Annotated in this window: 16 protein-coding genes; 12 read left to right on the top strand and 4 right to left on the bottom strand. The window is 69.6% G+C overall.

Annotated elements, in window-relative coordinates:
• The first annotated feature begins 243 nt into the window (after positions 1–243).
• Positions 244–702, top strand: a complete 459-nt coding sequence (locus OG223_RS40965; RefSeq protein WP_329260282.1) for a hypothetical protein — start codon at positions 244–246, stop codon at positions 700–702.
• A 76-nt stretch (positions 703–778) separates the two neighbouring features.
• On the opposite strand, the gene OG223_RS40960 is transcribed toward OG223_RS40965, so the two are convergent.
• The gene (locus tag OG223_RS40960) at positions 779–1441 is read right to left on the bottom strand and encodes a prolyl oligopeptidase family serine peptidase (RefSeq protein WP_329260281.1); all 663 of its coding nucleotides are present in this window, start codon (positions 1439–1441) and stop codon (positions 779–781) included.
• Positions 1442–1560: 119 nt separating this feature from the next.
• Here OG223_RS40960 and OG223_RS40955 point away from each other — a divergent pair, with 119 nt between their 5' ends.
• The 3 genes from OG223_RS40955 to OG223_RS40945 all read left to right on the top strand — a co-directional run bounded on the left by OG223_RS40955 (position 1561) and on the right by OG223_RS40945 (position 5909).
• Complete coding sequence (locus OG223_RS40955) at positions 1561–2082, top strand: hypothetical protein (protein ID WP_329260280.1); 522 nt, start codon at positions 1561–1563, stop codon at positions 2080–2082.
• Positions 2083–2324: 242 nt separating this feature from the next.
• Entirely contained in the window at positions 2325–3572 is a 1248-nt protein-coding gene (locus OG223_RS40950; protein WP_329260279.1) for a hypothetical protein, read from the top strand.
• 231 nt (positions 3573–3803) lie between these two features.
• Entirely contained in the window at positions 3804–5909 is a 2106-nt protein-coding gene (locus tag OG223_RS40945) for an eCIS core domain-containing protein (RefSeq protein WP_329260278.1), read from the top strand.
• Positions 5910–6004: 95 nt separating this feature from the next.
• Here OG223_RS40945 and OG223_RS40940 read toward each other — a convergent pair whose 3' ends face one another.
• The 3 genes from OG223_RS40940 to OG223_RS40930 form a co-directional block, all read right to left on the bottom strand.
• Positions 6005–7510 (bottom strand): cellulose binding domain-containing protein, encoded by a 1506-nt coding sequence (locus OG223_RS40940; RefSeq protein WP_329260277.1) that lies wholly within the window; start codon positions 7508–7510, stop codon positions 6005–6007.
• Positions 7511–7724: 214 nt separating this feature from the next.
• Complete coding sequence (locus OG223_RS40935; protein WP_329260264.1) at positions 7725–9062, bottom strand: radical SAM protein; 1338 nt, start codon at positions 9060–9062, stop codon at positions 7725–7727.
• Positions 9063–10243: 1181 nt separating this feature from the next.
• On the bottom strand, positions 10244–10903 hold the full coding sequence (locus OG223_RS40930) for a pyridoxamine 5'-phosphate oxidase family protein (RefSeq protein WP_329260254.1): 660 nt from the start codon (positions 10901–10903) through the stop codon (positions 10244–10246).
• A 147-nt stretch (positions 10904–11050) separates the two neighbouring features.
• Between OG223_RS40930 and OG223_RS40925 the strand changes: the two genes are divergently transcribed.
• The 8 genes from OG223_RS40925 (at position 11051) to OG223_RS40890 (ending at position 23003) form a co-directional block, all read left to right on the top strand.
• A complete protein-coding gene (locus OG223_RS40925; RefSeq protein ID WP_329260253.1) occupies positions 11051–12295 on the top strand; it encodes a D-arabinono-1,4-lactone oxidase in 1245 nt (414 codons plus the stop codon).
• A gap of 152 nt (positions 12296–12447) precedes the next feature.
• A complete protein-coding gene (locus OG223_RS40920) occupies positions 12448–13707 on the top strand; it encodes an ROK family transcriptional regulator (protein WP_329260252.1) in 1260 nt (419 codons plus the stop codon).
• Entirely contained in the window at positions 13704–15596 is a 1893-nt protein-coding gene (locus tag OG223_RS40915) for a glycoside hydrolase (RefSeq protein WP_329260251.1), read from the top strand. The genes OG223_RS40920 and OG223_RS40915 overlap by 4 nt, the downstream gene beginning before the upstream one ends.
• 222 nt (positions 15597–15818) lie before the next feature.
• Positions 15819–17084 carry an ABC transporter substrate-binding protein gene (locus OG223_RS40910; RefSeq protein ID WP_329260249.1) on the top strand — a complete coding sequence of 422 codons (1266 nt, stop codon included), beginning with the start codon at positions 15819–15821 and terminating at the stop codon, positions 17082–17084.
• A 20-nt stretch (positions 17085–17104) separates the two neighbouring features.
• Positions 17105–18073 carry a carbohydrate ABC transporter permease gene (locus tag OG223_RS40905; protein ID WP_329260240.1) on the top strand — a complete coding sequence of 323 codons (969 nt, stop codon included), beginning with the start codon at positions 17105–17107 and terminating at the stop codon, positions 18071–18073.
• Positions 18070–18939: a carbohydrate ABC transporter permease gene (locus OG223_RS40900; protein WP_329260239.1), complete on the top strand. Its 870-nt coding sequence runs from the start codon at positions 18070–18072 to the stop codon at positions 18937–18939. The genes OG223_RS40905 and OG223_RS40900 overlap by 4 nt, the downstream gene beginning before the upstream one ends.
• A 27-nt stretch (positions 18940–18966) precedes the next feature.
• Positions 18967–21834 carry a glycoside hydrolase family 2 TIM barrel-domain containing protein gene (locus OG223_RS40895; RefSeq protein ID WP_329260238.1) on the top strand — a complete coding sequence of 956 codons (2868 nt, stop codon included), beginning with the start codon at positions 18967–18969 and terminating at the stop codon, positions 21832–21834.
• The gene (locus OG223_RS40890) at positions 21831–23003 is read left to right on the top strand and encodes an MFS transporter (protein WP_329260237.1); all 1173 of its coding nucleotides are present in this window, start codon (positions 21831–21833) and stop codon (positions 23001–23003) included. Before OG223_RS40895 ends, OG223_RS40890 begins: the two co-directional genes overlap by 4 nt.
• Position 23004 lies beyond the last annotated feature (1 nt).

Genomic DNA, 23004 nt, shown 5'->3' with positions numbered 1-23004 from the left:
GCACCGCGCACACAGACGCGGGAGAAGTTTTGAGGTCAGCCGGAGGCCACGGGAGTGGACTTGATGAACTTCCGGATACGGGCAGCGCCCATCACAGAGACAGCCATCGGTCACACCTCCCGGACACACTCGATCGACAGTGGCAGCCGACCGGCCACCACTGGGACGAGAAGAAACCTAGCCTCCGACGCCCACGGAGCGCCAACGATTATTCGACTTCGACCTGTGACTATGTTGATCCCCTTGCGCGGAGCCCAACCAGGCTGCCCGCAAAGGGACTTCGCCCATCTCGGACACCGGTCGGCAGCGGGGGGACTCATCGTCAAGCCTGAGCGCCGACGGCTCGTCGGCGTCGTCAAGGCCTCCGCCATCACGGGGATCCTCTGCTACCTGGTCGGCTGCTTCCAGGTCGTCATGACCATCCCGGCACACGCGTGCCCCGACCTGCTCGAACTGCGCCCCACGGTCCATCTGGTCCGTTACGACAGCGGCCTTCTGCCACCGCAGGCGACATGCCACTGGGACAACGGCACGCAGAAGGACTTCGTCAGCGGCTGGATCGTTCCGCTCGCCCTCACCTGCGCGACCGTCCTGACGGCCGCCGTGGTGGCGGCACTTGTCCTCGCCTACGGCCGCCACCGGAACCACCTGGTGGCCCAGTCGGCCGAACCGCCAACCCAGGAACCGTCAGTGCCGGAATGACCGCCGTGTCCAACTTATCTGCGTGGGGAAGTGGGCCTGGGCGTCGGTGGTACGGCAGGTGCGTTCGTGACGCCGGTCATCCGCCGCGGCGCTGCTCCAGCATCCACTCGTAGACCTCGGGATTGTCGTAGGTCCGCGTCCAGGAGTCGTGGCCCACCCCCGGGTATCGGGTGAACCTGACGGGACTGCCCAGATCCCGCAACGCCCCGACGACCTGCTCGGTGTGCTTGACGGGGATGCTGGAGTCCTCCTCCCCGTGGAACGTCCACACCGGCAGCGCGGCGATCCGGGGCGCGATCTCGGGCATCCAGGCCCCGCAGATCGGCACGACGGCCGCGAACCGGTTCGGAAAGCGCGCCGCCGGCGCCCAGGTACCCGTCCCGCCCATGCTGAGGCCGGTGCAGTACACCCGGTCCGCGTCGATCCGGTGGTGCGCCGAGACCTCCTCGATCAGCGCGTACAGACCGTCGAGTTCACACGACCAGGTGCTGTACGCCGGACACTGCGGAGCCACCACCACGAAGGGGAGGTCCGCGCCCTGCGCGGCCTGCTTCACCGGCCCGTGCACGGCGAGCGCCGACGGATCGTCGCCGCGCTCGGAAGCCCCGTGCAGAAAGAGGACCAGGGGCCACTTCTTCGATTCGTCGAGTTGATATCCGCTCGGCACGTGCAAGGCGTACGGCAGGTCGTTCCCCGTGTCGTCGACCGTGAACGTGCGGAATTGCAGTGGTGAGGTCATCCGATACCTGCCTGAAGTAGGTCATTCGGCAGAGCAGCCGAGGCGAACCGTCGATACCATCACCGCTGCACGCGACGCGATACGCGGGTGGGACCGACATACAGTACGGCGGAACGACGATGACTGCGGCGATCAAGAACCACGGGGGGATCCTGCGAGCCTTCGAGACCCGCCTGACCACGTGGATGTTCCTCGTTTCCGAACGAGGGGATCGGCGGGAGGCGGCGGCCGCGGCCGCCGAAGCCGACGAGGCCGTGGCGGAGCTGCTCCGGCTTCGGCCGGGAAAGATCCATCGGAAGGCCGAGAACGGCGTGTGGTCCCCGGCTTCCGACGTGCTGGCGTTCCGCTCATGGCTGTGGTTCGTGATCGCGGTCCTGCTCGGAGTCGGAGGTCTCCTGCTGATCCCGGGCGGTGCGACCGCGGGACGGTATGTGCGGATCGCGTTCTCTCTGCTCCCCGCGCTGCCCAGTGCGCTGTTCGCGTCGCGCCAACTGAGTCACGTACTGGCCGAACGAGCCCTACGAACCGGGGCAGTTGAACAGAACACCCTCATCTGGATCGGCCGTTGGCTCAGCGGAGGCACGGTGCTGGTCCTCACGGCGGGAACGTGGGCGCTCTGGATGACGGTCCTCGTGCTCTAGTCCCCTCCGCGGCTCGCTCTCGGAAGTCGTCGTGGTTCAGCGGGAGTTGAGGCCGTACCGAAGCCCGGGCGCGGACCCGGACCGCCGCACGGAACCACACCCCCCAGTGACAGAACCGTCACACGAGCCACCACAACGAGTTGTCGGGTCCGCATGTCCAACTGGGCGAGAAGACGGGCTGATCCACTCGTCGGCTCGGGCACGGTAGTCGGCCGCGCCACACACGCATCCTGGGGGAAACGTTGAACAGCTCCGCACGCATGCTGCGTTCGTCCGTCACGGTCGCGGGGGCCGGGCTGTTGCTGGCCGCCACCGGAGCCGTCCTGGCGCCGGCGGCCACCGCCGCGCCGGCGGACCCGCAGCCGCCGGCACTCTCCGTCTCCACCGCGGCGCCGGCCGAGCTCGGACTGGCGGGCCGGCCGGTCGACTTCACCACCACGGCGTCCAACGTCGGGACGGACGACACCACTTCGGCGCGGTTGATCTACCACATCGACGGCGGTGGCGGCCTGCCGTCGAACGCCGTCAGCCTGGAGTACCGGCTCGGCGGAACGGCGTGGAAGACGGTGCCGCTCGCCCTGTCCGGCACGCAGTTCTCCGGCGAACTGCCCGAGTCCTTCCCGCTGGCCGCCGCCCAGTCGCGGACCGTCCAACTGCGCCTCGGCCTGCCCATGGGCACCCCGCACCACGGCGACGGCAACGGCGGCACGAACAGCCTGAAGCTCACCACCCTTATCTCCTACGGCAGTTCGGGCGCCGCCAACGACACCGACGAGGACACCGTCAATGTCGACGCGCCCACCGTCGGCCTGTCCGCCGTACCCGCCACCGTCACCGCGGGCGGCCCCGGCATCACCTTCCAGGCCACCGTGAACAACGCCACGCCCTCGGCGTACGAGAACCTGACGGGGGTGCTGTTCACCAGCCGCTACGCCACCGTGCAGGTACTGCGTTCCGGCACCTGGAAGACGCTTCAGCCGATCACCGCCAACGCCGAACCGGACCTCTACGGCTTCGACATCGTCGGCAAGGACGCCTCCATGGCGGCGGACAGCAGCACCGTCGCCAAGATCCGCCTGGCCTACCGCAAGGACGCGCCGGCCGGCACGACCACCGTGCACCCCTGCGTGTTCGTCAACCAGGGATCGACACCGTTCACCGGCACCACCTTCTGCGGCGCGTCGGCGTCGACCGACGTGAAGGCGGCGGCCTCCGGCACCACCCCGACGGCATCGACCACGCCCTCCGCGACCGCCACCTCCTCCGCGTCGACCACACCCTCCGCGACGACCACGGCGACCACCTCCCCGACCGCCACCACGTCCTCCGGGACGGTCTCCGGAACGACCTCCTCCGGGAGCACCACACAGCTCGCCAAGACCGGAAACAGCGGGATCTCGACGACCACCGTGGGCGCGACGGCCCTCATCACCGCCGGAGTGGGCACGCTCGGCTTCATCGCTCTGCGCCGCCGCCAGAACCGGCTCTGAGCGCCGGGCCCTGGCCGCCGTCCGACTGCCGGCCAGGGCCCTGGTCCACCCACCCGGCCCACCCACCCTCCATCCCCCACCCACCCCACACACGCCTGCTCGCTCGCAACGCCCATCAGGTCTGCCCCCGACTCTGCCCCTTCGGACTCCCCTCCCTCGGGCCCCCGTCCGGTAAGAGGGAAGAGCGCCCGCACCAGAGAAGGGCGCGCGCCGACCGAAGGGGAACCGTGCATGCGTATCCAGGGAGAGAACCGCGCGAACGGTGACCGTGCCGGCAAACGCCCCGCGTCCCGGCCCGCCGCCGCCCTGCCGCCGCTCGCCGCGCTCCAACAGGCCGCCGGGAACGCCGCGGTGAGCCGCGCGATCCAGCGGGCGCGGGACGAGCAGCACGCCGAGGAGCAGCACGGTGGGGCTGGTGGGGCTGGTGGGACCGAGGCGGCCGTGCCGGTGCAGCGGCGGTCGTCCGTCGTCGACGCCGTCGGTTCTCCCGGCCGGCCGCTGGAGCCGCGCATCCTGCAGCGCGCCGAGCGGGCGTACAGCATGGACTTCGGGCATGTACGCGTGCACAACGACCCGGTGGCCCAGCGCTCGGCCGAGGAGCTCGGCGCCCTTGCCTACACCACCGGTTCCCACATCGTGCTCGGCGGCAGCCGTGTCGAGGACGAGGTGATGTTCGAAGAGGTCGACCACGTACGCCAGCAGGCTTTCGGGCCCGTGCCCGGCACCGACAACGGCCGGGGCGAGAAGGTCTCCCACCCTGACGACCCGTTCGAGCGGAGCGCCGGCGCCAACGGCCGGAAGCTGGCCCGGGGCGGTGCCCCCGATCTGTCGCTGCCCGGGGCCGCCTCACCCGGTGCGGCGGTGCAGCGCAGCGTGGCCGGGGAGGTCTCCGTCCAGCGGGCGGACCGGCCCGGACCGTCGACCACCCCTCCGGCGCAGAGCACGACCCCGCCCCCTACCTCGCCCTCACCCCCGATCGCGGCCTCGCCCCCGGCCATCGCCCGTCTCGCGCGGCTGCTCGTCGGCGGCGAGACGGCGATCAGGAACAAGGACGTACGGGACGTCATCCACCGGCGGGTGCGCAGTGGCCCGAGCTTCACGGACGCGGAACTCGACGCGATCAAGGCCGTGGAGTCCGAGGATCCCAGGTGGCTGAAGACCGTGGGGATGTGCAGCACCACCGAAGCCGACGCGTACCTCCAGGCCGGCGATTTCCACAACTGGCTCCAGCAGCCCGAGGGCAAACGCCTCCTCGTGGCCACCCTGCGCTGGCACCAGAACGTCGAAGAGCGCGGCGAGGGGAAGTCACCGGACAAGCCCGCCCGCTCGGACTACCAGCTCGGCCGCCACATGGCCATGCACGACCAGGAGACCCCGCGGTCGGAGAAGGACCAGCTCACGGGGGAACGGAACGACCAGATCTTCCAGACCTTCGTCGCGACCATGCTCCCGCCCGGTATCAGCGACTCCGTGCCGGACGCGGACAAGCACCGGGAGCGGGTCGAGCGCGGCACCGAGGTGCTGACCAAGATCTTCCTGATCCTGAAGGAGGGGCTGACGGTCTTCAATCCGAAGACGCAGATGCACGAGGACTTCAAGGACGACGTCGCGCACGCCCTGGCCTACGGCGGACGCGTCAACATCCGTATCCCGCAGTTGGCGGACGGCGAGCACGGCTACGAGCTGCCCCAGTGGCTCCACATCACCAAGGAGGACCGGAAGTTCTGGGAACCCAAGTCGACGCCCGAGGAGCCGGTGTCCCGGCGCCTGTTCGCCACCCATCACCTGAAGATCGGCAAGAACGACAGGCCGGAGGGAACGCGGGGCGCGTTCGTGGAGAAGGGCGAGTTCGGCGCCACCGTGCAGAACTGGTTCGATCCCGGCACCCACCTCTACGGCCTGCCCTTGGCCACCGGAGGCATGGGTAACGCCGACTACCACGGCGACACCATCCTGCCGAACGAGTCGTACGGACACATGTTCATGGGGTACAAGCCTCCGACGAACAAGCGCGACGGGGGACTTCAGGTCGGCCTGGAGACCGCCGGGCCCGGGGGACGGACTCCCGACGGCTACGAACACGGCATCACGAGCAGCGAGAAGAAGAACAACCCGGTGAGCCAGTTCGGCGGCCACAAGGACGACAAGCCCGGCGCCGACGCCCCCCTCGCTTCGAGCCAACGCCATGTCGACCTGGACAAGTTCGGCGAGTGGGTGCAGCGGCTGAAGAACCTGGAGAAGGACTGGAAGGCCGAACTGGCCAAGGCCAAGACGCCCGAGGAACGTGCCGCCCTGTACCGGGACTTGATCGGCAAGCGCACCAACACCGGTTCGTGAACGCGTAGTTCGCCCGGCTGTCATCCGGGAACAACCGGATGGCAGCCGGACGGACAGCCGTATGAGCGGTCGTACGAACAGCCGGACGGTCAGGGCTAGTTGCTGCAGGCCGTGCCGTTGAGCGTGAATCCGGACGGCGCGGAGTTCTTGCTGTTGTTCCACGTGCCGAGGAAGCCGAAGGTGAAGCTGCCGTCCGCGGCGACGTTCTTGTTGTAGTCGGCGGCGGTGGCGCTGACCCGGGAGCCGTCCTGGGCGACGCTCGCGTCCCACATCTGGGTGACCTGCTGGCCGTCGCGGTAGGACCAGGCGACGCGCCAGGTGTCGAGGGCCTTGGTGGTGGTGACGGTGACGGCGGCCTGGAAGCCGTCGGGCCACTGGCCGACGAGGTCGTAGGTGACCTCGCAGCTCGCCGGCGCGGGCGTGTCCGAACCGGAACCCGCGCCCGAACTCCTCGTCGGCGCCGGTGAGTTGCTCGCCGTGGCCGAGGCGGTGCCCTGGGGTTCCGTGTCGGGGTTCTTGTCCCCGGAGGTGGTCGCCGTGCCGCTCGCCGCGGGCCGGCCGGACGGCGAGGCCGTGCTCGACGGGTGGGCACCGACGGACGAGATGCTGGGGCCGGGATCGGCCACCGCCTGACGGTCGGCGTCGTCACTGGCCGCGTTGTCGTGCCCGGAGCCGCCCATCGGCATCATCGACACCCCGAGCGCCACCAGCGACAGGACGACGGCCGCGGCGAGCAGTCCGTTGCGCACCAGGCGCGCCTTGCTCGCGCCCTCCTTCGGCTCCCCGGCCTCCAGTTCGGCCACGGGACGCCCCGCGCCCAGCCGTACCTCGGCGGCCCGGCGGCGGCGCTCCAGATAGGCGAGCCCGCCCCAGCCGATCACCCCGCCCGCGAGGGCCGCGGGCAGTCCGCCGCCGGCCAGCCGCAGACAGGCGGCGGCCTCCGCGCACTGCACACAGGTGGCGAGGTGCCGTGAGAGGTCCTCGGGTGTGTCGGCGGCGGGCGAACGGGTCACCGCGTCCAGCAGCCGGGCGTAGCTGCGGCACTCCGCGGCCATCGGTGTGTCGAGGTGGCTGCGGTGGCAGCGGTCCCTGAACAGGGCCCGCACCTGGGCGAGTTCACTGGAGACGATCGCCGGGTCGAGGCCGAGCCGGCGGGCCACGACGGGCAGCGGCAGCGCCTCCACCTCGGCCAGCCACAGCAGCGCAGCGTCCGCCTCCTGCAGATCCCGCAGACCGCGCAGGGCGATCGGGCGCTGCAGCGGCATGCCGTGATAGCGGGCCGCCTTCTCCGAGTTGAGCCACAGCCGCAGGTCCGGGTCGAGCCGGTGCCCCCGCCCGGCGAACTCCCAGGCCGCCGCCGTGGTCCGTACGGCGGTCAGCAGCAGCGGTATCACCGGCAGTACGCGACGGGCCGGTCCGCGCATCGGGCCGGACCCGGCGGAACGGGCCTCCTGTATGCCGAGCGCGAAGGCCTCACTGGCCAGTTCGGTGGCCGTGGCGGCTCCGGACGTGCACAGGTCGGCGTAGGACAGCACGGCGTCCCAGCTCTCGGTGAAGAGCGCTGCCTCAGCGGCGTCCTGAGGAGTCGGCAGGTCGGGCATGGGTCTCCTGCATCCACGAATGACGGCCAACTAGCTCTGACGGTAAGCAAGTTGGAGGGGGGCTGCCTCGTGACAGGGCCAGAGCCTTTCACGCGTCCCACACAACTGACAAGCCGCGTATTCAATTGCGGTAACTGTCAGTCGCCTCTATGCAGTTGTACGTGTCCGAGCCTCTCCCGACTCACCCGTCGCAGGAGTTGGCCACACCGTTACCTTACAAAGGCGCGGGCTCCTCGGCGGGTTCGGCGGGTTCGGCGGGCAGACTGTCCATGAAGGAGCTGACGGAGAACACCGCGCGGCCGGGGCCCGGTTCGCCGTATCCGGGCGGCGACTTGAGCCCGAAGTCCTCCATCGTGGCGCGGTAGGCCTCCAGCAGCCGGATGTGGTACTCCAGCGGCGCACCCTGCGGATTGGCCTTGCCCAGCGGGGTGGTCGGCTCGGGGCACCAGGTCGTGAAGCGGGGCGTGATGCCCTTCGACATGAAGAAGCGCAGGCCCTCGGTGGTGGACGCGATCGCCTCGTCGACGGTCGTGAAGCCGAACGGCTCCGCCATCTCCACGCCGGCCACGAAGTTGGGGATCACGTTGCGCGCGCCGAAGATCTCCGCGGAGTCGAGGATGCGCTTGTGCCACTCGGCGCGGCCGACGTACCGCTCCTTGCCCGGGCAGTGCAGCTTGAACAGATACTCGTCCCACACCTCGTAGTTGGGGTGGTAGATCTGCACGCCGTAGTCCTTGAAGCGCTGCACGTCGTCCTTCGGCAGCGCCTGGGCGACGACCTTGCCGATCCAGCGGCCCGGGAAGCGCTCCTCGATGGCCTTGGCGTAGTGGCCGTAGAAGTCGGCCTCGTCACGCCCGGCGACGGTCTTGGTGATCGCGCCGCCGGTGAGGGTGTAGGCGGTGGACACCTTCGCGGTGTCGTAGCGGTCGATGATCTCGAGCGCCTCCAGCACCTCCTCGACGTCCTTGACGCCCGTGTACGGTCGCCCGGCCGCCTTGTGCTGGCGCCAGTTGTGGTTGATGTCGCAGTACTGGCACTCCTCCTTGGCGCCGAAGTACTGGCAGACGCGGAAGACCGTCAGGTAGATCAGGTAGCCCCACTGGATGGTCGGGGCCACCTCCATGACGGACTTCCCGTTGGCGAGCTTGTGCTTGTAGTACTCCGGCATCGGCGGCACACCGACGTCGGCGATCCGCTTCCCGTCGAGGTACAGCCCGAGGACACCGTCCTCGTCGGAAGCCACGCGGTAGGGCGAGGCCGGGTTCACGCGCACGGAGACGACGGTCCGTCGCAGGTCGTACGGCCCACCGGTGAGGATGATCTCCTCGGGCGGGCGCCTGAGCGCGGCCTCGCCCAGCTCCGGCAGGGTGCCGTGGTCGAAGGAGAAGATGAAGTACGACTTCGGCTTCACCTCACCACCCTCGTTGTCGCTGAGCGCGGACGGGTCGAAGGCGACACCCCCGCGCAACAGGTCCTCCTTGAAGACGGCCTCCCGCGGCACATGCGGAAAGCGCTCCATCAGATCCTCGACCAGCGCGGTACGGCTGCCCATCCCGTTGTCTCCTCCCGGCTCAGGCGCCCTGCTCAGGCGTACGACTCCTCACGGTATGCCCCCGGCGGTCGGGCGGTCGGGGCGGGGTGTCAGGGGGGGGTGGGTCTGGTACCGCCGGGGTGTGTCGTGCGGGGAGGTTGGCGTGGGTGGGTCGAGGGGCGGTGCTGGTTCGGCGCCGCCGGGGCGTGCGGTGGTGGGTGCTCGCCGTCGCGGCACAGGGGTCGCCGGGGGTTACGTCGGGTCGGGGGGTGGGGACGGCTCGGCACCGCCGGGACGCACGGTGGTCGGTACTCGCCGTCGCGGCACAGAGGTCGCCGGGGATTACGTCCGGTCGGCGGGGTGGGGACGGCTCGGCGCCGCCGGGACGCGCGGTGGTCGGTACTCGCCGTCGCGGCACAGAGGTCGCCGGGGATTACGTCGGGTCGGCGGGGTGGGGACGGTTCGGCACCGCCGGGACGCGCGGTGGTCGGTACTCGCCGTCGCGGCACAGGGGTCGCCGGGGGTTACGTCCGGTCGGGGGGTGGGGACGGCTCGGCACCGCCGGGACGCGCGGTGGTCGGTACTCGCCGTCGCGGCGGGATTCTCGTGCGGGCGGACTCAAGAGCGGGCCCGGGAGGGGCCCAGGAGAGCGGGCCAGGCGGGCCGGTCGGGCTGTCGGGCCATTCGGGCTGTCGGGCCGGGGCAGGGCGGGCCGAGCCGGACTGGGCGGGCCGAGCGGGCCAGAGCAGGACGGGCCGGGCGGCAATTCGCCCTCGGCGTCACCACCCCTCGACGGCGCGGGAGCGCCTATACGCGGGAGCACCACCAGCACGGGAGCACCACCGGCACGGGAGCACCACCGGCACGGGAGCACCACCGGCACGGGAGCACCACCGGCACGGGAGCACCACCGGCACGGGAGCACCACCGGCACGGGAGTACCACCGGCCCAGATGGGCCGTCGCCAGCGCGGGAGCACCACCGGCACAGAGAGGTCACCGCCGGCACGGGAGCAGCACCGGCTCGGAACTATCACCGGCGCAGAGAGGTCACCGGCACAGAGAGGTCACCGCCGGCACGGGAGCACCACCAGCTCGGGAGCGCCACCAGCGCAGAGAGGTCATCGCCAGCGCGGGAGCAGCACCGGCTCGGAACTACCACCAACGCAGGACCACCACCAACGCACAGAGATCATCGCCAGGTCAGCCCTGCCCCATCCCCTCGCGGCACGCCACATGCTCCGGCACCAGGATGTTCGCCGGCAGCGCCGGGTCCGGCACGGGCGTGCCCCAGGTCGAAGTCAGCGGCAGCGTTCCCGCCCACAGGCCCAGGTCGGCGTCCGGGCCGTCCCCGTCGTCGGGGCCGCCCGTGCGGATCTTGACGGAGGCTTCCTCCAGGGAGAGGGCGAGCAGGGTGGTCGCGGCGAGTTCCTTGCGGTTGGGGAGGCGGGCGTACGACCACTGGCCGGGTGTCGCGTGGTCGGTGATGCGGCGGAGGCCGGCCAGTTTCTCCTCCGGGTCGGTGACCTTTTGGGGCACCCCGTGGATCATCGCGCTGCGGTAGTTCACCCCGTGCTCGAAGACGGACCGGGCCAGCACCAGCCCGTCGACGTGCGTGACGGTGACGCACACGGGGTCTCCGCCCGCGAGGCTACGACTCGCGACGGACCCGTGGAGATACAGCCGCCGATCCTCCCTCCCGTACACCGTGGGGACCACGACCGGTCGTCCCTCGATCACGACCCCCAGGTGACAGACGAACCCGGCGTCGAGGATCGCCTCCAGGTCGGCCCGGTCGAGGCTGCCCTGCTCGCGGAGCCGGCTGTGGCGGGTGCGGTCGGTGACGGGGAGCTGTTCGGTCATGACACCGGAGGCTACCGATATCGCAGGACATAGGCTACAGATTCATCCATCACGTCACTTTCACCGCCACCACGCGACTAAATCCGCACTCGTCATCGGCAGGTGAGAGGGTCGGGGGAAACGCACGAACCCGGAGGGACGACAGGCATGACGGAGACGGTCACCAACTGGGCCGGCAACATCACCTACGCGGCGAAGGAACTCCATCGCCCGCGCACACTCGACGCGCTCAGGACCCTCGTGGCCGAGAGCGCGCGGGTACGGGTGCTGGGCAGCGGCCACTCCTTCAACGAGATCGCCGAACCGGGCCCCGACGGCACCCTGCTGACGATCGCCGCACTGCCGCCCGAGTTCGACGTGGACACGACGGCCCGGACGGTACGGGTGTCGGGCGGCGTCCGGTACGCGGAGCTGGCCCGCCGGGTGGCCGGGCAGGGGCTCGCGCTACCCAACATGGCGTCCCTGCCGCACATTTCGGTGGCCGGCTCGGTGGCGACCGGCACCCATGGCTCGGGCGTCGGCAACGGCTCGCTGGCCGCGGCCGTCCGCGAGGTCGAGATCGTGACGGCGGACGGCTCCACGGTGACGATCGGACGCGGCGACGACCGTTTCGACGGCGCCGTGACCTCCCTCGGCGCGCTCGGTGTCGTCACCTCCCTCACCCTCGACCTGGAGCCGGCCTTCGAGGTGGAGCAGTACGTCTTCACCGAACTCCCGCTCGCCGGGCTGGACTTCGAGACGGTCGCGGCCTCGGCGTACAGCGTGAGTCTGTTCACCGACTGGCGGGCGCCGCGCTTCGGGCAGGTGTGGCTGAAGCGGCGCACCGACCAGCCGCCGGTCGACTTCCCGTGGGCCACGCCCGCGACGGAGGCGCTGCACCCGGTGCCGGGGATGCCCGCGGTCAACACCACCGAGCAGCTCGGGGCACCGGGTCCGTGGCACGAGCGACTGCCGCATTTCCGGGCGGAGTTCACCCCGAGCAGCGGGGAGGAACTGCAGTCGGAGTACCTGCTGCCGCGGTCGACGGCGCTCGACGCGCTGCACGCGGTCGACGGCATCCGGGAGACGGTCGCCGGTGTGCTGCAGATCTGCGAGGTGCGGACGGTCGCCGCCGACGCGCAGTGGCTGAGCCCCTCGTACGGGCGGGACACCGTGGCGCTGCACTTCACCTGGATCGCGGACACGGAGGCGGTACTGCCCGTGGTGCGGCGGCTGGAGGAGGCACTGGACGCCTTCGACGCACGGCCGCACTGGGGCAAGGTGTTCACCACTCCGGCCCAGGTGCTGCGCGGGCGCTATCCGCGCCTCGGCGACTTCGCGGCACTGGCGCGGGACCTCGACCCCGAGGGCGCGTTCAGCAACGCCTTCGTCCGGGACGTGCTCGGCGACTGACCGGACGGTGACCGGCCCGGCGGCGACGGTGACCGACTTGGCCGCGACTTTGTATGGCCCCTTTCCTAACCCCTTGTCGAACGTCGGCCGCTGCCCATAGCCTTGCGGCGCGCCGATGCCGTCGTGCCTCGGCATGACGCGAGGGGGAAGGGATGGCGGCCACTGGGCCGAAGCGCACATCACGCGACATCCGTACCGCGAACCGCTACGAGGTGCTGCGCCAGATCATCGCCGAATCACCCACCTCCCGGCAGGAGTTGGCCGCCGTCACCGGCCTGAGCCTGGCCACGGTGGCCACGCTCGTCGGTGAGCTGCTCGACCTCCGCATGATCACCGAGGTCGGTTTCGAGGACTCGGCGGGGGGCCGCCCACGCGGTCTCGTGGCGGTCAACGCGTCGGGGGGCGCGCTGATCGGCGTCGACATCGCGGAGACGTACGTCCATGTCGAACTCTTCGACCTGGCCCTGAACGTGCTGGCCCGCGCCGACGAGGACATGCGCCCCGGCGAGAGCCTGCCCGAGCAGGTGGTCAGCCATGTGGCCGCCGCCGTCGGGTCGGTGGTCGCGCAGGCCGGCATCGAGGGCGCGCGGGTGCTGGGCGTCGGGGTGAGCGTGCCGGGGCAGGTGGACCGCGACACCGGTGTCTCGGAGTACGCGCCCAACTGGGACTGGCACGACGTGCCGTTGCTCGACCTGCTGTCCGAGGTCATCGCCTATCCGCTGTACCTGGACAATCCGCTGCGCGCCTGCGCGGTCGCCGAGATGTGGTTCGGTGCGGCGCGCGGGCGCGGGGACGCGGTGGTGGTCAACCTCGGGACCGGCGTCGGCGCGGGGCTCGCGCTCGGCGGGGCCCTGTACCGGGGGGTGAGCAACAGCGCCGGCGAGTGGGGCCACACCACGCTCGTGCTGGACGGGCGGCTGTGCCGCTGCGGCAACCACGGCTGTGTGGAGGCGTATGTCGGCGCGCCCGGAATCATGCTGAATCTACGGGAGTTGAGCCCCGAGAGCCCGCTGCTGCACTCCGAGGACCAGACGGCCACCATCGACGCCCTGGCCCGCGCCACGGACGCGAACGACCCCGTGGCCCTCAAGGTCGTCCGGGAGACGGCCCGTTACATCGGCGCGGGCATCGCCAACCTGGTCAACATCCTCAACCCCGAAGTCGTCGTGCTCAGCAGTTGGGTCGCCCGCAGGCTCGGCGAACCCCTGCTGCACGAGGTGCGCGAGGCCGTCCAACGGCACGCGCTCAGGCGGCCGTTCGCCGCCACCCAGATCGTCCTCTCCCCCATCCCCACCGATCCCGCGTGCATGGGTGCGGCGACGTTCGCACTGGAAGGCGCGCTCCAGTGGGTCGGACAGAGGACCAGTAGGCGCACCACGCAGGCAAGGAGCCGTACCGCACCACCTTCATGACGACGGAAGGGTTGCACATGACTCACCCCCACACCCGGAGATCGATCCTCGCGACGGCGGCGGCCACGCTGGCCGTCGCCGGGGCGCTGATCTCCGCACCGCCCGCGAACGCCGACGGCGTCGCACCGGCCGAGGTCTCCCCCCACGCCGCCCAGACCATCGACAACATCGGCGCGTCCGGCGCCTGGTGGGTCAACGACCTGCAGAACTTCAAGCCCGAGGTCCAGGCCCGGGTGGCCCAACTCCTGTTCTCCACAAAGGGGTTGGACCTGTCCTCGTACCGCTACAACATCGGCGGTGGCGGCGCGGCGGTCACCACCCCGGCCCGCGTCGCCGAGGACTTCCTGAACGCCGACGGGACGTACGACTGGAGCAAGGACAAGGGCGGCCGGACGTTCCTCACGTACGCGGCGCGGTACGGCGTCCAGGACCTGATCGGCTTCGTCAACAGCGCGCCCGCGCGGTGGACGACCAACGGGCAGAGCTGCGGCGGCCAGTTGAAGCCGGAGAACGAGAGCGACTACGCGAAGTACGTCGCCGACGTCACCGCCCACTTCGCCAAGCAGGGCGCGAAGTTCGACTACATCAGCCCCTTCAACGAGCCGAACAACAATTTCGGCGACTGCGGTCAGGAGGGCATGCAGGTCACCGTCGACCAACGCGACGACATCGTGCGGGCGTTGGGCGCCGAGCAGCGGGCCCGGCACCAGAAGACGAGCATCATCGCCGACGAGTCGAGCAGCACGGTCGGTTTCAGCACGGAGGTCCCGCAGTGGATCTCGCAGCCGGACACCGCCCAGTACGTGTCCGAGCTGGCGCACCACACGTACAACAACCCGAACGACGGCCAGTTGGGCAATGTCTACGAGACGGCGCAGACGGTCGGCAAGCCCTCCTGGGCCACCGAGATCTGCTGCTTCGGCAAGGGCACCACGGGTTGGAACCAGGAGTACGACCCGACGATCGACAACGCTCTGCTGATGTCCCGGATCATCTACAAGGACTTCGCGAGCGCGCACGACTCGGCGTTCCAGTGGTGGGTGGCCCTCGCGAGCGGCTACGGCACGGACCCGGTCACACGCAACGACGTCGGCTGGAACGACGGGCTGATCTACTACGACCCCGACTACGCGACGAACGGCAACCAGTCGCTGTACTTCACGAAGCGGTACTACGCGCTGGGCCAGTACAGCAAGTTCGTCCGCCCCGGCTCGGTCGCGCACAACGTGACGGGCGCGCCGAGCGGCGTCGAGGTGAGCTCGTACGACCGCGACGGACAGTGGGTGGTCGTGGTCAACAACCAGAACAGCACGGACACTTCGCTCGACCTGCATTTCAACAGCAAGGCTCCGGTGCGGGCGACCCAGGCGGTGCGGACCTCGGCCACGGAGAACTGGGCGAAGGTCGCGAAGCCGGACGTGAGCGGCTCCACGGTGTCCACGACTCTCGCGGCCCGCTCGATCACGACGTACGTCTTCGACCAGAAGGACCGGAAGAACCCCAAGGGTCAGACGGGACACGGGAGTTCGACGGCCATCACCGGTGCCCTCCAGGGCAGGCAGTCCGGCAAGTGCCTGACGGCGGACGCCTCGGGGGCCGCGATCGGCACCTGCGCGGGCGGAGTCGAGCAGACGTGGTCGTACGACGCGAAGGGCGGCCTGAAAGGCGCCAACGGGTATCTGACGGTGGGGAGTTCGGGGCTGACGACCACCGCCGGCTTCACGGGTGAACCCGGCCAGCGATGGCTGCTGAACGCCAACGGACAGATCCTCAGCGAGGCGTCCGGGAAGTGCCTCGACGTGGGCGGGCAGGCGACCGCCGACGGCAGCAAGGTGATCCTCTACAGCTGCAACGGCGGGGCCAACGAGGCCTGGTCGAAGGTGTCATGACCACCTGAGCGCGCGGTGCGGGCCGTCGGCGCGGCGGCCCGCACCTCCGTCACGTCCGGTATTCCGAACGTTGCACAACGCTTCGAACAGGCTTCGTCCAACCCCTTGCCGAAGGCTTAGGCGAAGGTTAACGTCCCGCTCCGCACCTCGATTTGAGCCACCGGCCACCACTCAGCCGTGGAGCCGTGGAGCCGCAGCCGCGCGAGAGACAAGGACGTCACCATGTCGGCAATGAGCAACAGCAACTGGTCCCGCCGATCGATATTCCGGGCGGCGGCGGGGATGGCCGCGGCCGGCACGCTGGCCGCGTGCGGCGGCAACAACGGGCGGGGCGGGGGCTCCGGTTCGGGCAAGAACCTCGTCCAGTACTTCCACGCCTATGGCGAGGCGGGCACCGAGCAGGCCATCAAGCGGTACGCCAAGGCCTACTCGAAGGCCAACGTGTCCACGAGCTGGATCACCGGCACCAACTTCGAGGCCAAGCTCTTCTCGTCCCTGCTCACCAAGCAGGCGCCCGACGTCTTCGAGTTCCACCCGCAGTTGCAGCTCGTCAAGAGCGGTCAGGTGGCCGACCTGAGCGACATCATCGATCCGGTCAAGGACGACTTCAACCCGGCCGACATCAACTCGCACACCGTGGACGGCAAGATCTACGGGATCCGGATGATCGACGACCCGCAGTTCTTCTACTACCGCAAGTCGATGCTGGAGAAGGCCAAGGTCGAAGTCCCCACCACCCTCGACGAGTTGCTGGAGGCCGCCGCCAAGCTCACCACGAGCAAGGTCAAGGGCGTCAACCTCGGCAACGACTTCACGCCGGTCCAGGGCAACGTGATCTGGTCGGCCGGCGCCGACACCCTCGACTCGAAGAACCAGATCGCCTACCACACGGACGCGGTCGTCCAGGGGATCAAGCAGCTCCGCCAGTTGTTCTCCAGCGGCCATGTGCTGCTCGACGCGCCGACCGACTGGTGGGACCCGTCCTCGCTCAACCAGGGCCTGTGCGCCATCCAGTGGGGCGGTCTGTGGTCCATGCCGGCCATGCAGAAGGCGCTCGGCGACGACCTCGGCATCTTCCCGTTCCCGAAGGTCGGCGACAACGGCAAGCCCTCGGTCACCAACGGCGGTTGGTCGATGTTCGTCAACGCCAAGGGCGAGAACGTCGAAGCGGCCAAGGCGTACGTGAAGTGGCTGTGGATCGACCAGAAGAAGTACCAGGAGGACTGGGCGCTCTCGTACGGCTTCCACATCCCGCCGCGCAGTTCGATCGCCGCGCAGGCCACGAAGCTCAAGTCGGGTCTGCCGGCCGAGGCCGTCAAGCTCTTCACCGACTACGGCCACTTCGACAACATCGCCTGGGACCAGACGATGATCACCGCCCTCAACGACGTGATCGCGTCGAGTGTCCGCAAGGGCGGCGACCCGGAGGCCGCGCTCGACGCCTGCGACAAGAAGGTCAATGTCGAGCTCAAGAAGCTGTTCGGATAGACCGGCGGACGGAACCCGACATGTCGACCACCACCACGCGCGGGGTCGCCGAGACCGCCGCGGCCGAGACCTCCCCGTCCCGGCCGCGGCGGGGCCTGCGGTCCAACGCCACCCTGAACTTCTGGCTCTTCACCGGCCCGTTCCTCATCGGCCTGGTGATCTTCGTCTTCGTCCCCATCGGATGGAGCGTCTGGCTCAGCTTCTTCGACGCCCGCTACACCGTCACGCCGAGCCACTTCATCGGCTTCGACAACTACAAGCAGATCCTGACCAACAGCAACTTCCCTGATTCGCTGCTGACGTTCACGGTGTTCGCCACGTTCATCGTGCCGACCACCTGGGCCCTGTCGCTGGGTCTGGCACTGCTGGTCAACCAACTCCGGTTCATGCGGGCGTTCTTCCGGTCGGTGTTCTTCCTGCCGACCGCCGTCTCGTACGTCGCCGCCGCACTGATCTGGAAGATGTCCCTCTTCACCGGTGTCCGCTTCGGTCTGGCGAACACCGTCCTCGGCTGGTTCGGCGTCGACAACATCGCCTATCTGTCCAACCCGAGCCCGCCCTGGTACTGGGTGGTCATCGTGACGCTGCGGCTGTGGATCCAGTCCGGCTTCTACATGATCCTGTTCCTCGCGGCGCTGCAGAACATCCCGGCCGAGCTGTACGAGGCGGCGGAGATCGACGGCGCCAAGCGGGGCTGGCAGACCTTCCGGTACATCACACTGCCCCAACTGCGGGCCACCTCGACCGCGGTGATCCTGCTGCTGCTCATCGCCGCCTACCAGGCGTTCGACGAGTTCTACAACCTCATCACCACCAAGGCGACCTGGGCCCAGACACCGCTCATGGAGCTCTACAAGGCGGCCCTCGGCACCAACCAGGACTACGGCGCCGGCAGCGCGGGCGCCGTCATCCTGTCCCTGCTGATCTGCATCGTCACCCTCGCCCAGGGCAAGATCATGGGCTTCGGAAGGGGGGAGGAGTCCAAGTGACCACCACCGCACCGCAGTTGGGAAAGAAGAAGGAGAAGAAGCGCGGCGGCATCCTGGGCAACACGGGCCTGTACGTCGCCGTGAGCATCGCCGCCCTGCTCTTCCTGATCCCCTTCTACCTGATCCTCCGCAACGCCCTCTCCACGGACCCGGAGATCACCGGCGAGAACTGGAAGCTCCTCCCCTCCTTCCAGTGGGGCAACATCTCCGAGCTCTTCGACGACCAGACCGTCCAGTTCGGCCGCGCCCTGTGGAACTCCACGGTCGTCGCCGTCCTCATGACCCTGGGCACCCTGCTGGTCTGCTCGCTGGCCGGCTACGGCCTGGCCCGCATCCCGTACAAGCACTCCACCAAGGTCTTCTACGTCGTCCTGGCGACCCTGATGGTGCCCACGGCCGTCACCTTCGTGCCGAGCTTCGTCCTCGTCTCGTCGCTCGGCTGGGTCGACACCTACCGGGGTCTCATCATCCCGGGCCTCTTCAGTGGTTTCACCTGCTTCCTCTTCCGGCAGTACTTCCTGGGGTTCCCCAAGGAGTTGGAGGAGGCGGCACGCGTGGACGGGCTCGGCTACTGGGGCGCGTACTGGCGGATCGTCGTGCCCAATTCGCTGAACTTCTTCGCGGCGATCGCGACGATCACCTTCATCAGCGGCTGGAACGCCTTCCTGTGGCCGCTGGTCATCGGCCAGGACCCGGGCTCCTGGACCGTGCAGATCGCCCTGTCGTCGTTCATCACGAACCAGACCGTCAACTTCCATCTCATCTTCATGGCCACCGCAGTTTCCATCCTGCCCCTGGTGTTCGTGTTCCTCTTCCTCCAGCGCTGGCTGGTCCAGGGCATCGCACAGACCGGCATCAAGGGCTGACACCCGCATCTCACGACCTGGAGACCGATGACTTCCAGCACCGCCGCCGACTACATCGAGGACGTCTCCCCGGGCAGCGGAGCCCTCCCGCCCCGCGCCCGGTACGCCTCCTCGGACGCAAAGTCACTGTCACTGAACGGCAGTTGGCGCCTGCGTGTGTCGGCGACGGCCGACGCCGAGGACGACTCGTTCGCCGAGGAGGGCCACGACGCCGGGGACTGGGCCGAGGTCACGGTCCCCGGCCACTGGGTCCTGCAAGGGCACGGCTCCCCCATCTACACCAACCACCTCTACCCCTTCCCGGTCGACCCGCCGCGCGTCCCGACCGAGAACCCGACCGGCGACCACCTGCGCGTCTTCGACCTGCCGTCCGAGTGGCCCTCGGACGGCGGGGCCGTGCTGCGCTTCGACGGGGTGGAGTCCTGCGCGCGCGTCTGGCTGAACGGCACGGACATCGGGGAGTTCAAGGGGTCGAGGCTGCCGCACGAGTTCGCCGTCGGGCACCTGTTGAAGCCCGCCGGCAACGTCCTGGCCGTCCGCGTCCACCAGTGGTCGGCGGGCTCGTACCTGGAGGACCAGGACCAGTGGTGGCTGCCGGGCATCTTCCGTGACGTCACCCTGCTGCACCGCCCGCCGGGCAGCGCCCTCGACTTCTTCGTGCACGCCTCCTACGACCACACCGCCGGCGCGGGCACCCTGCGCGTCGACTCCGACGTCGACGGCCGGATCACCGTGCCCGCGTTGGACATCGATGTCGCGACGGGTGAGTCGGTCACCGTGCCGGTGGAGCCGTGGACGGCCGAAAACCCGTGTCTGTACGACGGGTTGCTGACGACGGAGGGCGAGCGCGTCCCGCTGCGCATCGGCTTCCGGACCGTCGAACTCTCCGACGGCCTCATCAAGGTCAACGGAAAGCCGATCCTCTTCAAGGGCGTCAACCGGCACGAATGGCACCCGGAGAAGGGCCGCGCCCTCGACCTGGAGACCATGCGCGAGGACGTGCTGCTGATGAAGCGGCACAACATCAACGCGGTCCGCACCTCGCACTACCCACCCCACCCCGCCTTCCTCGACCTGTGCGACGAGTACGGCCTCTGGGTCATCGACGAGTGCGACCTGGAGACCCACGGCTTCACCGAACAGGCCTGGCGCGACAACCCCGTTGACGACGACCGCTGGACCCCGGCCCTGCTGGACCGCGCCGCCCGCATGGTCGAACGGGACAAGAACCACCCGTCGATCGTCATCTGGTCCCTCGGCAACGAGGCCGGCACCGGCCGCGGCCTCACCGCCATGGCCGAGTGGATCCACGGCCGGGACCGCTCACGCCTCGTGCACTACGAGGGCGACATCGACTGCCGTGACACGGACGTCCATTCACGGATGTACGCCGGCCACGCCGAGGTCGAGCGCATCGGCCAGGACCTGGACGGCGGCACCCACAAGCGTCGCCAACTCCCCTTCATCCTCTGCGAGTACGCCCACGCCATGGGCAACGGCCCCGGCGGACTCGCCGACTACCAGCGCCTCTTCGAGACGTACGACCGGCTCCAGGGCGGTTTCGTCTGGGAGTGGATCGACCACGGCATCAAGGACGAGCGGTACGGCTTCGCGTACGGCGGCGACTTCGGCGAGGAGTTGCACGACGGGAACTTCGTCTGCGACGGGCTGGTCTTCCCGGACCGCACCCCCTCCCCCGGCCTGATCGAGTACAAGAAGGTGATCGAGCCGGTCCGGATCACGGGCGACGGCGCGGACGGCACCGTACGCGTCACGAACGCGTACGACTTCGCCGACCTCTCCGCCCTGGCCTTCACGTGGTCCTGCCAAGTGGACGGCGAGACAGTCGAGTCGGGCACCCTGACCGTCCCGCCGCTCGCCCCCGGCGAGTCGGCCGACGTGAAGCTGCCCGAGCCACCGGTACCGTCCGACGGCGCCGAATCCCAGTGGACCGTACGGGCGTCACTGGCCGCCGACACCGCGTGGGGCCCCGCCGGACATGTGGTCGGCTGGGGGCAGTTCCCGGTCGGGGCCCGCCCGTTGCCCTCCGTCTCCGCCACCGTCCGGCCGGTGCTCGACGGGCGGCGCATCACCCTCGGCCCGGCCTCCTTCGACGCGCGTACCGGTGAGTTGAAGGCGATCGGCGCGGTGGAGGTGACCGGTCTGCGTCTCGACGTATGGCGGGCGACCACCGACAACGACGACGGCGCCTCCTGGCAGACGGACGTCCGATTCGGCCCGCTCTGGCGCAAGTTGGGCCTGCACCGGATGCGACACCGCCTGGACGGCGTGGAGTTGGGCGAGGACGCGCTGACCGTACGCACCCGGGTGGCGCCCGCCGCCTGGGAGATCGGGCTCGCCACGGTGTACCGCTGGACCTCCGACGGTGAGCGGCTGCGGCTGACCGTGTCCGTGGGGCCCGAGGGTGACTGGACGGTCCCGCTGCCGAGGCTCGGTGTCCGCTTCGGACTCGACGCGAGCGCCGACCGCGTGAAGTGGTTCGGCGGCGGTCCGGGCGAGGGCTACCCGGACACCAAGTCCGCCTCGCTGCTCGGTCGTTGGGAGTCCACGGTCGACGACCTCCAGACCCCCTACGTCCGCCCGCAGGAGAACGGCGCCCGGGCCGACGTCCGTTGGGCGGAGCTGGGCGGCCTGCGGATCGACGGCGACCCGGAGTTCTGGTTCACGGCCCGCCGTTGGACCACGGAGCAGTTGGACGCCGCCGCCCACCGCACCGACCTCACCCCCGGCGACACGGTGTGGGTGAACCTCGACCACGGCCAGCACGGCATCGGCTCGCAGTCCTGCGGCCCGGGCCCGTTGCCGCAGTACTTCCTGAACGCCGAACCCACCGAGTTCTCCTTCGTGTTCTCAGAATCCCCGGAGACCAGTTGACCGGCACACCGTTGAAATCGTCCGCGGCCGACCGGCTCTTCACCCGGTCGGCCGCGGCCGCGTCCTGCGTCGGCTTCGTCCTCATCGGCATGCTCCAGGCCCTCTACGGCCCCGTGATCCCGGGCCTGCGCCACGAGTTCGGCCTGTCCCCCTCGGCCGCCGCCCTCGGCCTGAGCCTGCACTTCACGGGCGGGGTCGCCGGTGTCCTCGCCTTCAACGCGATCCACTCCCGGATCAGCAACAGGGCACTGCTGGCGTGGAGTTACGGGCTGATGGCGGCGGGCGGAGCGGGCTTCGCACTCGCCCCGAACTGGCCCCTCGCGCTCACCGCCGCGTTCCTCGGGGGCCTCGGCTTCGGCGGCCTCGACTACGGCCTCAACCAGCTCTTCGCCGTCGGCTTCGGCGACCGTTCCACCGCCATGCTGAACGTGCTCAACGCACACTTCGGCATCGGCGCGGTGCTCGGCCCGGCGGTCGTGGCCTGGCTCGGCCCGGACGACTACCCGTACGCGTTCGGGGCGTGCGCGGTACTGGCGGTGGTGCTGGTGCTCCCGGGCTCAAGTGGCGTACGTACACGGGTAGCCGACGCTCCACCAGCGGCGACGGAAAAGGGCGGCCTGGGTCTGTCCCGTGTCCTCGTCGGCTTCCTGGTCCTCTACATCCTCAACGTGGCCGTCGAGGCGGGCGTCGGCGGCTGGGAGCCGACGCACCTGGAGACGATCGGCTACACCGCGACCGTGGCCGCGTCGGCGACCTCCGTCTACTGGCTGATGATGACCGTCGGCCGCTTCCTCGTCGTACCGATCACCCTGCGGTACGCCCCCGAGCGCATCCTCGCCGTGTGCGCGGCCGGGATGACGGTGTGTCTGCTGTTGGCGCTGGTTAAAGGAGTGGCACCGGTGGCGTACGCCGGTGTTGGCTTGTTCATCGCGCCGGTTTTCCCGACGGGCCTGCCCTGGCTCAACAAGGCGCTCCCCCAGGCCAGGCGCGCCGGTGCGTGGGTGATCGCGGCCTCGATGATCGGCGGGGTGGCGGCGCCGCCGCTGCTCGGTGTCGGGATCGAGGCCTCCGGGATCCACGCGGTGCCCTGGCTGTTGACCGTGTTGTCGGGCGCGTCGCTGCTGGCGACCGTCTGGCTGATCCGACTGACGAGGAGATCCGCAGCATGAA

Source organism: Streptomyces sp. NBC_01478 (genome assembly GCF_036227225.1).
In the GTDB taxonomy this organism is placed as follows: Bacteria; Actinomycetota; Actinomycetes; order Streptomycetales; family Streptomycetaceae; genus Streptomyces.
The sequence above is the reverse complement of the archived record's forward strand: the minus strand, read 5'-3'. Positions and strand labels throughout refer to the sequence as shown.

Excerpts from the sequence above, each read along its gene's own strand:
- OG223_RS40960 (WP_329260281.1), bottom strand. The coding sequence starts at position 1,441 with ATGACCTCACCACTGCAATTCCGCACGTTCACGGTCGACGACACGGGG.
- OG223_RS40955 (WP_329260280.1), top strand. The coding sequence starts at position 1,561 with ATGACTGCGGCGATCAAGAACCACGGGGGGATCCTGCGAGCCTTCGAG.
- OG223_RS40945 (WP_329260278.1), top strand. The coding sequence starts at position 3,804 with ATGCGTATCCAGGGAGAGAACCGCGCGAACGGTGACCGTGCCGGCAAA.
- OG223_RS40940 (WP_329260277.1), bottom strand. The coding sequence starts at position 7,510 with ATGCCCGACCTGCCGACTCCTCAGGACGCCGCTGAGGCAGCGCTCTTC.
- OG223_RS40935 (WP_329260264.1), bottom strand. The coding sequence starts at position 9,062 with ATGGGCAGCCGTACCGCGCTGGTCGAGGATCTGATGGAGCGCTTTCCG.
- OG223_RS40930 (WP_329260254.1), bottom strand. The coding sequence starts at position 10,903 with ATGACCGAACAGCTCCCCGTCACCGACCGCACCCGCCACAGCCGGCTC.
- OG223_RS40925 (WP_329260253.1), top strand. The coding sequence starts at position 11,051 with ATGACGGAGACGGTCACCAACTGGGCCGGCAACATCACCTACGCGGCG.
- OG223_RS40920 (WP_329260252.1), top strand. The coding sequence starts at position 12,448 with ATGGCGGCCACTGGGCCGAAGCGCACATCACGCGACATCCGTACCGCG.
- OG223_RS40915 (WP_329260251.1), top strand. The coding sequence starts at position 13,704 with ATGACGACGGAAGGGTTGCACATGACTCACCCCCACACCCGGAGATCG.
- OG223_RS40910 (WP_329260249.1), top strand. The coding sequence starts at position 15,819 with ATGTCGGCAATGAGCAACAGCAACTGGTCCCGCCGATCGATATTCCGG.
- OG223_RS40905 (WP_329260240.1), top strand. The coding sequence starts at position 17,105 with ATGTCGACCACCACCACGCGCGGGGTCGCCGAGACCGCCGCGGCCGAG.
- OG223_RS40895 (WP_329260238.1), top strand. The coding sequence starts at position 18,967 with ATGACTTCCAGCACCGCCGCCGACTACATCGAGGACGTCTCCCCGGGC.